Source organism: Methylophaga sp. UBA2689, from assembly GCA_002354555.1.
Lineage (GTDB): Bacteria > Pseudomonadota > Gammaproteobacteria > Nitrosococcales > Methylophagaceae > Methylophaga.
Genome location: DELT01000059.1, coordinates 1 through 10,411, shown reverse-complemented (window position 1 = coordinate 10,411; position 10,411 = coordinate 1). Strand labels below are relative to the sequence as shown.

The following is a 10,411-nucleotide window of genomic DNA, read 5'->3' as shown; positions in this document are numbered from 1 at the left end:
TCACAACAGAGGCGGAGATGAAATATCAACAAGCCCTAGCGACTAATTGCACCAGATTCAATGAGTAAACGATGTATTGATTGCGCGAATTGTTGATAGCCAAGCGCGTTCGGATGCACATGATCAGCCTTTAGTGAGGGGTCAATTAACACCTCACTGAGAATAGTGGGCTCGATGGGTATGCCTTTTGATTCAGCAACATCCAGATAAAGAGGTAATGGTGCTAAATTGAGACCCAACGCGGGTACGGCAATTAATATAACCTGTGCACCTGAAGCGATTACCGCATCCACCATCGTTTGAAGATTGGTTTGTAGTTGTGTGCGACTCTGCTTACGTAACAGATCATTGCCACCGTGGCACAGCACGACCAGATCAGGGTTGGTTTCTTCAAGAAGTTTTACCAAACGCTTTTTACCATCACTACTGACTTCACCGGGAACACCTGCATTAATCACTTTCCGATTAGTCATTTCAGCAAGTAAGGCAGGATAACTCTGTTCAGACGTGGCACCGGTTCCAAAGGTCAGACTGTCACCAAATGCCAGAATGACGGCATTCTGGCTAAGCGGTTTCAGTTTGGCAGAGGGCTGGTCGCAACCAGCCAGAGTAGAAATTCCAAAACAAACAATTAAAAAAAATTTAAACGCAGCAAGGAAATTTCTATTCATTAAGCAGCAAGTCTGGCAGAAGGAAATAATCGGTAAAAATTTTCAGTGGTCACAGCAGCAATCTCTTCTATTGACTCACCCCGTAATTCAGCCAGAAAAGCGGCGACATGTTTAACATATGCTGGCTGATTGGTTTTACCACGATGAGGAACCGGTGCCAGATAAGGCGCATCCGTTTCAATCAGAATGCGATCCAGAGGTAGTTTTTGGGCAACCTCCTGTAACTCACGGGCACTTTTAAATGTCACGATACCGGATAACGAGATATAAAACCCGATATCCAAAGCACGTTTTGCCGTCTCCCAGTTTTCGGTAAAACAATGAATAATGCCGCCTGCATCTTTGGCATTCTCATTTTCCAGCATTGTCATGGTATCTTCACGTGCTTCACGGGTATGAATAATCAACGGTTTTTTCGTCTGTCGGGCGGCTTCAATATGGTAACTGAAACGATCCCGTTGCCAGCTCAAATCACCTTCACTGCGAAAATAATCCAAACCTGTTTCGCCGATAGCTATCACTTTTGGATGGTTAGCCAGTTCGATCAGTTGTTGCGTACTGAGTGTGCCAGCTTCATCAACATTGGGATGGATGCCCACACTGGCTGTGAGCTGTGGATATTGCTCAGCGAGCTGACGGACTTCAGCAATACTGTCCTGATCAATGGCAATACAAAGGATGTGTTCAATTTGGTTTTCGCTGGCCTCGCTAACCATTGCGGCAACACCGCCAGGTTGGTCAGCCAGTAAATTCAGGTGGCAGTGTGAATCAATATACATAAATAACCCGGTTTCTGACGGCATGAGCCGTCATTGTTCTTACATCGTATAGGTAGCTTTATCTGATTTCAATTTATCGACCAGATGGTTTTCGATTTTGCCGCGGACCACATTGGCACCGCCGTCACCTTCACTAAAGTGCACGCCTATGCCCGCAGCCTGATTGCCCTGCGCGCCTCTCGGGGTAATCCAGGCAATTGTGCCGGCAACAGGTATTTTTTCCGGCTCATCTAATAAGGTCAGCAAAATAAAGACTTCTTCGCCCATTTGGTAAGGCTTATTGGTGGGAATAAATAAGCCCCCGTTCTTCAAAAAAGGCATGAAAGAGTGATACAGCATGTTCTGATCACTTATTTTCAGTGAAAGGATGCCTTTACGTGGATTCATACTCATAAAAAACTCTTTAATAATTTGCCGGTAACGAGATTAATGATTTGCTGATTTGGTATGGGTAATACGCATCACTGAAACCATAAAGTCTTCAATTAACAACGTCTTGTTGTAGTTATTTGAAGATGATATTAGCTTTATTGTACTCACTATGCAATCAGCGATATGCCAGTAATGCTGCGTGACACTGGCATCAGCATACTCCAAATAATGTTGCTGAAGTCGGGATTTAACAGTCGATAACAATTGATGCATTACTTTAACCAGATCCAGCTGTTGCCATTGGCTGGCAAGTTGCACGGGATTTGCCTGCTGTTGTATCAATTGATCAAAATCCTGCTGAATCTGTTGATATGACTGCCACTCGTTGGTTTCGAGCGCATTGACGATAGCAAAAGGAGCATCCAGCGTTAATGAGGAAATTTTTCGCAACTGGTCTGCATCAGTAATAACGCCCTGTGAATCAAGCCATTTTAATATCATCGAATAATCGGGAGTAGACAGATGCATCTGCTGGCAACGACTGCGAATAGTCACTGGCAACCGATGTACTGCATTGGTGGTTAAGATTAAAATAGTATTGTTCTGTGGTTCTTCAAGCAGTTTCAATAAACTGTTTGCAGCACTATTGGTCATTAAATCTGCTGACTCAATCACCACTGTTTTCCATTTGGCAACGCTTGGAGTAAGTGATTGTTTTTCTTTTAGCGCTCGAATTTGGTCGATTTTGATCGATTTACCGGCCTCCTCCGAACGGATAGTCAGATGATCCGGATGATTCCCTGCCTGCATTATCTGGCAACTGTGACACACACCACAGGCGTTAAACTGTTTGTCAGCAGCAAGACATAATAAACTCTCAGCCATTTTGACGGCTAACTGCTTTTTCCCCAGTCCGGCGACACCAGTCAACAAGACAGCATGCGGCATACGTTGTTGCTCTACTCTGTCAACAATATGTTGCCAGACCGTCTGTTGCCATGGGAAAAGCTTTGTCATCAAGGTGTTGTATCCAGTAATGGAGCCAGCTGATGTTTGAGTTGTTGCTGAATCGCTTCAATATTCTGGCTGGCATCAATTCGCTTGATCCGCTTCGGTTCTGCCTCAGCTCGGGCAAGATAACAGTTCCTGACACGTTCAAAAAACACCTGTTTTTCCTGCTCAAATCGATCTTTCTGTTGTTGTCGCTGTTCTACCCGGGTTTGGCCTAAAGCCACGGGTAAATCAAATAAAAAAGTGACATCAGTATTACAGCCTTGCAAGGTCCAGTCAGCGAGCAGTTCTATCCGTTTTTCATTAATTCCTCGCCCGCCACCTTGATAGGCAAATGTTGCATCAACAAAACGATCGGAAACAACCCAATCACCTCGTTTTAATGCTGGCAGAATAACCTGCTGGATGTGTTCAGCACGAGCAGCAAACATCAATAACAATTCGGTATCTTCTGCCATTGCCTGTTCAGTTGGTTTGAGTAAAACCTCACGGATTTCTTCACCCAAAGTGGTGCCACCTGGCTCACGGGTCACAACAACCTGTTTACCATGTGAACGAATATAATCGGCAATAAACTGCAGTTGGGTCGATTTACCGGCGCCTTCAATGCCTTCGATACTGATAAATTTTCCATTCATTGTGTTATCTGCTTGTTTTGCCAATATTTTCTAACCGCACGATTATGATCTTGTAGATTGTCCGAGAAAACATGGCCGCCGTTTTCCGCACCAGCAACAAAATACAGGCTGCTGCCTTCGGCTGGGTTCATTGCCGCTTCAATGGATTCTTTACTGGGTAAACAGATAGGCGTAGGAGGCAAACCAAACCGGGTGTAGGTATTGTAAGGCGTATCCGTTTGCAGATCTTTTTTACGGATATTGCCATCGTAGCTTGCACCCATGCCATAAATCACTGTCGGATCAGTTTGTAAACGCATGCCTTTATTCAGACGTCGAACAAATACACCGGCGATTTCGGGGCGTTCTTCGGGTAAGGCGCTCTCTTTTTCGATGATGGACGCCATGATCAGTACTTCATAGGCTGAATCATAAGGCAGCTCTTCTGTCATGAGTTGCCAGGAATTCTCCAGCTGATCCTGCATATTATGGTAAGCACGGCTTAAAAACTGCACATCAGTTGTATTGGCTGGAAAATGATAGGTCTCAGGTAAAAATAAACCTTCAACCCGTTCATTGTCGATTGATAACGCTTCACGAACTGTTTCATTGTTTAATTCGGGTATTGTCTTTTTAATTTTTGGATGCGTCAGCACTTTTTCAAATAGCTGTTTGGCTGTCATTCCTTCCACGATGGTTATCGAGTATTGAACGACTTTGCCACTGATAAAGAGATTTAATAAATCCGGTAAAGTGGCATCAGCTTCAACCCGGTATTCTCCTGCTTTAATCTGCTGGGCATTACCTTGCATTCGGGCATAAATATCCAGATAAACACTGGGTACCGGGCTCAACCCACTATCGTATAAACGCTGGCTGACTTTACTGATATTATCACCAGGATAAATGGTAAATATCGTATCATCTTCCATTAAATTAACCGGCTGATGCAGGAATCGTTGATATTCACTCCAGGCAACTAATGCGATGATCGCGGCGATTACGACTAAAAAAAGCAGTTTAATATATAAAGGTATTTTCATTCGTTTCTGTTCTGTGAAGTTAAAGCATGCTGCAAGGTTTGAGTAAGTGGACCATGGCTGTAATGCATATCAAGATCAGTAATACGAGTTACTGGCCATATGCCAATTAGACTGTTGCAGACAAACACTTCATCCGCTGACTTGAGATCATTAATGGTCAGGGATGTAATATGCAGGGGAATTGACAGTCTGTCAGCAATTTTAATCAACTGTTGACGCATAATACCAGCGATTCCTGAGTCCGAAAGGTCAGCCGTTGATAATTGACTGTTTTGCACCAGAAACACATTCGACATCGTTCCCTCTATCACTTGATCCTGATAATCAAGCATTAAACCCTCTACGATACTGTCGTCCTGCCATTCATTTCGGGCAAGCACCTGTTCCAGACGATTAAGATGTTTGATCCCAGCCAATGCGGGATTGTTCGCCAACCTCTGGTGACAGAGGCGAACGGTAATGCCGGATTGATGAGATTCAGGATATATTGGCATAGCATGCGTACTGATAATTCGGCTGGGTTGCATATCAGTTTGATAACGATACCCTCGTCCCCCGGAACCACGGGTAACCATAATTTTAATAACCGCATCATTATTCAATTGGCGACAAACAGCATGGACTTCTTCGGTGAGAGATTGCTGTTGCGCAACAGAAAAGCCAATTTTAAGCCGTTGACAGCCTTCAAGTAATCTGGAGAGATGCTGGGGGAAATATTCGAGTTGCCCATTACGATAGGCGATGGTTTCAAACAAACCATCGCCATATTGCAAACCTCGATCAGTAACTTCGATTCTGTTTTCGGGTTGGCCGTTAATCAGAATCATCTGTCACCGACTAATCGAGTTTTTTGAAAATAACAGTACCGTTGGTGCCGCCAAAGCCAAATGAATTCGACATGGAAATATCGATAGGCATTTGTCGAGCGGTATGTGGAACATAATCAAGATCACATGCATCATCCGGGTTATCCAGATTGATGGTGGGTGGTGCCACCTGGTCACGAATTGCCAGAACACTGAATACCGCTTCAACACCACCTGCAGCACCTAACAAGTGCCCGATCATGGATTTGGTTGAACTGACTGCGACCTGCTCTGAGGCATTGCCAAGAGCGGTTTTAATCGCCTGCGTTTCTGCAACGTCACCTGCAGGGGTAGAAGTACCGTGCGCATTAATATAATGAATATCTTCTGGATTAATTCCAGCATCATTCATTGCATTCACCATACAACGGGCTGCACCCTCGCCACCTTGTGATGGCATCGTCATATGATAAGCATCACTGCTCATACCAGAGCCAATTAATTCGGCGTAAATTGTAGCGCCACGTTTTTTGGCGTGTTCATATTCTTCCAGGACAATGACGCCGGCACCATCTCCCAATACAAAGCCATCACGATCTTTGTCCCACGGACGACTTGCAGCAAGTGGATCATCATTACGGGTCGACAATGCGCGTGCCGCTGCAAATCCACCTAAACCGGTTTTGGAGGTAGCCATCTCGGCACCACCGGCGATCATCACATCGGCATCACCATACTGAATCATCCGGCCAGCAGCTGAAATACAGTGTGTTCCGGTAGAACAAGCCGTGACAATGGCAGTATTCGGACCTTTCATACCATACATAATCGATAAATTACCGGATATCATGTTAATGATGTTACTGGGCACAAAAAATGGCGAAATTTTACGCGGCCCACCGTTTAAAAAGCTCTCATAGCCAGCTTCAATACCCGGTAAACCACCAATTCCGGAGCCAATAGCCACACCAATTCGTTCTGCATTGGCATCAGTCACTTCCAATCCGGCATCTTTAATGGCTTCAACTGCTGCCGCAATACCGTAATGGATGAAAGTATCCATTTTTTTAGCGTCTTTTCGAGAAATAACTGTCTCTACATCAAAGTCTTTGACGCTAGCACCAAAACGAACTGGGAAATCAGTTACATCAAATGATGTAATTGGAGCCACACCACTTTTGCCAGCCAGGATATTTTCCCAGCTTTCTGCTACCGATAAACCGACCGGTGTTACCGCGCCCAGCCCGGTAACCACAACGCGTCTTTTAGACATCAGTTTTCCTCATGCAAATCTTCTCTATAGATACGACATAGCCGTCTAGCATGACCTGCACGCTAGACGGCTACATCTGAAGCAATCTGTAATATTAAGACTGAACAGAATTAATATAAGCGACGGCTTCTTTAACGGTGGTGATCTTTTCAGCTTCTTCGTCAGGAATTTCACATTCAAATGCTTCTTCCAGTGCCATAACCAGCTCAACAGTGTCCAGCGAGTCAGCACCCAGATCATCAATAAATGAAGCATCTGCAGTTACTTCATCGGCATTTACACCTAATTGTTCAACAACAATTTCTTTCACACGAGCTTCAATATCACTCATAACATCTGTTTCCTTTGGTGGTTAAGTACAAACAACGTGCTCGCATTTTATAGTGCGAGCACTGCGGAGACAAGCTGGAAGCCTTGTCCTAAAAATATCTCCACAATAAAAAACCTGAGTCTTGATAGATTCAGGCCCTTAATTCATATACATGCCGCCATTTACATGCAGCGTTTCACCAGTAATATATCCTGCTAAAGGACTGGCTAAAAAGCTGACAGCAGCGGCAATTTCTTCTGCCTCACCGAGGCGTTTAACCGGAACTTGTTCCAGTAATGCGGTTTTATGGGCTTCAGGCAGCCCACTGGTCATATCAGTATCAATAAAGCCGGGAGCAACACTGTTTACCGTAATGCCACGAGCACCAACCTCACGGGCCAATGACTTGCTGAAACCAATCACACCGGCTTTAGCAGCAGCATAATTGGTTTGACCGGCATTACCCATCACACCAACAACTGATGTGATATTGATAATGCGACCCCAACGGGCTTTGGTCATAGCACGCACACAACGTTTGCTTAATTTGAAGATTGGCGTGAGATTGGTGTCGATAATATCGTCCCATTCTTCATCCTTCATCCGCATCAGCAGATTGTCACGGGTGATACCAGCATTGTTGACCAGAATATCCGGCGCGGCGAATTCGGTTTCGATCGCCGTAACAGTCTCATCAATGGCATTTTCCTCTGTCACGTTCAAGACCAGACCTTTTCCCTGAATACCAGCTGCCTGCAGGTATTCACTGATGGTAGCAGCACCCTTTTCTGAGGTGGCTGTGCCAATCACGGTCGCACCCTGTTCACCGAGACTTAATGCAATAGCACGGCCGATACCGCGAGTTGCCCCGGTTACCAAAGCAACTTTACCTTGTAGGCTCATGATGGTTCTCCTAATACTTCTTGAGTTTTTTGCAATGTGGCCGAATCAAATACGGGTAAGGCCTGCAAAGATTTATCAATACGTTTGGTTAAACCGGCCAGAACTTTACCCGGCCCACATTCAACCAGAATCTCAACGTCCTGGGCAGCAAACCACTCAACGGTTTCTACCCAACGCACCGGATTGTATAACTGTTGTGCCAGTAATTGGCGAATTTGGTCTGGATCGGATGTAGCAGTGACACTGGTATTATGGATTACTGGAATGAGCGGTGTTTGAATAGAGACAGACTCAAGCTCTGCTGATAATTTCTCAGCGGCTGGCCGCATCAATGCACAATGCGAAGGAACGCTCACCGGCAATAACAAGGCACGTTTGGCACCTTTTTCCGTAGCAATCAATACGGCTTTATCAACAGCTGATTTACTGCCGGCAATAACCACCTGACCAGGCGAATTAAAATTCACTGCTTCAACGATTCCCGCATCACTCGCCTGCTGGCAGACAGCTTTAACAGTGTCATCATCAAGACCAAGGATGGCCGCCATAGCACCTTCACCCGCAGGAACGGCCTGCTGCATGAACCGGCCACGTTTTTCAACAAGTTTTATGGCTGTTTTAAAATCCAAAGCCCCAGCGGCAACCAATGCCGTATATTCGCCCAGGCTATGGCCGGCCAAATATGCCGGTTTATCGTTACTAACGGATTCCCAGCAACGCCAGACAGCAATGCCTGCTGCCAGCATGGCAGGTTGGGTTTTATCCGTTTGATTGAGTTCTGCTTCAGGCCCATTTTGCACAAGTGCCCATAAATCGTAGCCAAGCGCTTCACTGGCTTCTGCAAATGTCTGCTGCACTTGCGGAAAGGATTCAGATAACTCGGCTAACATGGAAACAGATTGTGAACCCTGGCCGGGAAAGACAAAAGCTGAATGCATTGGTAAAAATACCTCAGATTAAAATTTGATGAGCGCTGAGCCCCAGGTAAAACCACCACCAAACGCTTCAAACAATAATGTTTCTCCACGCTTGATACGACCATCACGCACGGCAACATCCAGTGCCAGCGGAATAGATGCCGCAGAGGTATTACCATGGTCCTGAACCGTGACAACAACACTATCCATCGACATGCTCAACTTTTTGGCTGTCGCAGCGATAATACGAATATTTGCCTGATGTGGGATGAGCCAGTCAATATCGTGTTTATTTAACTGGTTAGCCGCCAGTGTTTCGTCGACAATTTTACTCAGGGTTTTTACAGCGATTTTGAAAACGTCATTACCCTGCATTTCGATATAGGCAGGATCTTCAGTAATAGCACTTCCAGGTCCGGTTGGGACATGTAACAGTTCATTGAAACTACCGTCACAATGAATATGGGTCGACATAATACCGGGTTCGGCAGATGCCTGTAATACGACAGCGCCAGCGCCATCACCGAACAAAACACAGGTATTGCGATCAGTCCAGTCGACAATGCGAGATAAGGTTTCCGCGCCAATGACCAGAACATTTTTTGCACTACCGGACTTAATAAATTTATCCGCCACTGTCAGTGCATAGACAAAACCAGTACAAACGGCCTGAATATCAAATGCTGGGCAGCCATGAATTCCCAGTTTTTGCTGAACCAGCGCTGCTGTACTTGGAAAAATCCGAGTTGGCGTCGTTGTTGCAACGATTATCATGTCTATATCACGGGGCTTTATACCCGCTGCAGAAATAGCATTTTTAGCGGCAAAATAAGCTAAATCTGTTGTTGTTTCGTCATCACCGGCAATATGTCTTTTTTTAATCCCAGTGCGATCGGTAATCCATTCATCACTGGTTTCAACCATTGACTCGAGGTCAATATTGGTCAGAAATTTTTCCGGCAAATAGCTGCCCGTTCCGGCAATTCTGGAATAAATCACAGCATCTGTTCCTCTAAAAGAGTTTCAAGATGTTTGGTGATATTCTTTGGAACGTCTTTACGTGCTTCGAGAATAGCGATATTGATAGCATTGCTGAAAGCAAATGCATCTGCGCCACCGTGACTCTTAATCACAATACCTTGTAAACCGATCAGGTTTGCGCCATTAAATGCACGAGGATCAAGCTCTTTGCTAAAGCTTTTCAACACTGGAGAGGCAATTAATCCGGCAATTTTAGTTAACCAGTTACGATGAAACGCCTGACGTAAATAATGCCGGATCATATGTGCGACACCTTCACTCGCTTTCAGCGCAACATTCCCCACAAAGCCATCACAGACCAGTACGTCGACCTCGCCATGATAAAGACCATCACCTTCAACATAGCCATAATAATTCAGATCGGTTTTGGCTAATAATCGAGCAGCCTCTTTAACCCGCTCATTACCTTTGATTTCCTCTGCGCCAACATTCAGCAGACCAACAGTCGGATTTGGCTTACCGTCAATCAGCTCAGCTAACACAGACCCCATTAATGCAAACTGCACCAGATGTTCTGCAGTTGAATCTACGTTTGCACCCAGGTCGAGAACATAGGTGTGACCCCGCATAGTGGGTAAGGCAGTAATGATTGCAGGACGCTCAATTCCCGGCAGCGTCTTCAGCACAAACCGCGCAGTAGCCATTAAGGCACCGGTATTACCGGCACT

General features: G+C 45.3%; 13 protein-coding genes. All 13 read right to left on the bottom strand.

The window, feature by feature from the left end; genetic code table 11:
• Nucleotides 1-35: 35 nt before the first annotated feature.
• Nucleotides 36-671, bottom strand: coding sequence for a GDSL-type esterase/lipase family protein (locus B3M51_RS07055; protein ID WP_292757875.1), 636 nt, complete (start codon nucleotides 669-671; stop codon nucleotides 36-38).
• Nucleotides 671-1,450, bottom strand: coding sequence for a TatD family hydrolase (locus B3M51_RS07050; RefSeq protein ID WP_292757873.1), 780 nt, complete (start codon nucleotides 1,448-1,450; stop codon nucleotides 671-673). Before B3M51_RS07050 ends, B3M51_RS07055 begins: the two co-directional genes overlap by 1 nt.
• 39 nt (nucleotides 1,451-1,489) lie before the next feature.
• A complete protein-coding gene (locus B3M51_RS07045; protein ID WP_292357171.1) occupies nucleotides 1,490-1,843 on the bottom strand; it encodes a PilZ domain-containing protein in 354 nt (117 codons plus the stop codon).
• Between the two features lie 33 nt (nucleotides 1,844-1,876).
• A complete protein-coding gene (gene holB / locus B3M51_RS07040; protein WP_292757871.1) occupies nucleotides 1,877-2,839 on the bottom strand; it encodes a DNA polymerase III subunit delta' in 963 nt (320 codons plus the stop codon).
• Entirely contained in the window at nucleotides 2,839-3,471 is a 633-nt protein-coding gene (gene tmk / locus B3M51_RS07035) for a dTMP kinase (protein ID WP_292757869.1), read from the bottom strand. Before tmk ends, holB begins: the two co-directional genes overlap by 1 nt.
• Nucleotides 3,468-4,493 (bottom strand): endolytic transglycosylase MltG, encoded by a 1,026-nt coding sequence (gene mltG, locus B3M51_RS07030; protein ID WP_292757867.1) that lies wholly within the window; start codon nucleotides 4,491-4,493, stop codon nucleotides 3,468-3,470. The genes tmk and mltG overlap by 4 nt, the downstream gene beginning before the upstream one ends.
• A complete protein-coding gene (pabC, locus tag B3M51_RS07025; RefSeq protein WP_292757865.1) occupies nucleotides 4,490-5,320 on the bottom strand; it encodes an aminodeoxychorismate lyase in 831 nt (276 codons plus the stop codon). The genes mltG and pabC overlap by 4 nt, the downstream gene beginning before the upstream one ends.
• Before the next feature lie 10 nt (nucleotides 5,321-5,330).
• Nucleotides 5,331-6,572, bottom strand: a complete 1,242-nt coding sequence (gene fabF / locus B3M51_RS07020; RefSeq protein ID WP_292757863.1) for a beta-ketoacyl-ACP synthase II — start codon at nucleotides 6,570-6,572, stop codon at nucleotides 5,331-5,333.
• A 94-nt stretch (nucleotides 6,573-6,666) separates the two neighbouring features.
• Nucleotides 6,667-6,903, bottom strand: a complete 237-nt coding sequence (gene acpP / locus B3M51_RS07015) for an acyl carrier protein (RefSeq protein ID WP_014707198.1) — start codon at nucleotides 6,901-6,903, stop codon at nucleotides 6,667-6,669.
• A gap of 138 nt (nucleotides 6,904-7,041) precedes the next feature.
• Nucleotides 7,042-7,785 carry a 3-oxoacyl-ACP reductase FabG gene (fabG, locus tag B3M51_RS07010; RefSeq protein WP_292757861.1) on the bottom strand — a complete coding sequence of 248 codons (744 nt, stop codon included), beginning with the start codon at nucleotides 7,783-7,785 and terminating at the stop codon, nucleotides 7,042-7,044.
• Nucleotides 7,782-8,723, bottom strand: coding sequence for an ACP S-malonyltransferase (gene fabD, locus B3M51_RS07005; RefSeq protein WP_292757859.1), 942 nt, complete (start codon nucleotides 8,721-8,723; stop codon nucleotides 7,782-7,784). The genes fabG and fabD overlap by 4 nt, the downstream gene beginning before the upstream one ends.
• Before the next feature lie 18 nt (nucleotides 8,724-8,741).
• Nucleotides 8,742-9,701, bottom strand: coding sequence for a beta-ketoacyl-ACP synthase III (locus B3M51_RS07000; protein WP_292757857.1), 960 nt, complete (start codon nucleotides 9,699-9,701; stop codon nucleotides 8,742-8,744).
• Nucleotides 9,698-10,411, bottom strand: a 714-nt coding sequence (gene plsX / locus B3M51_RS06995) for a phosphate acyltransferase PlsX (RefSeq protein ID WP_292757855.1), incomplete at its 5' end; no start/stop codon positions are given. The genes B3M51_RS07000 and plsX, both read right to left, overlap by 4 nt.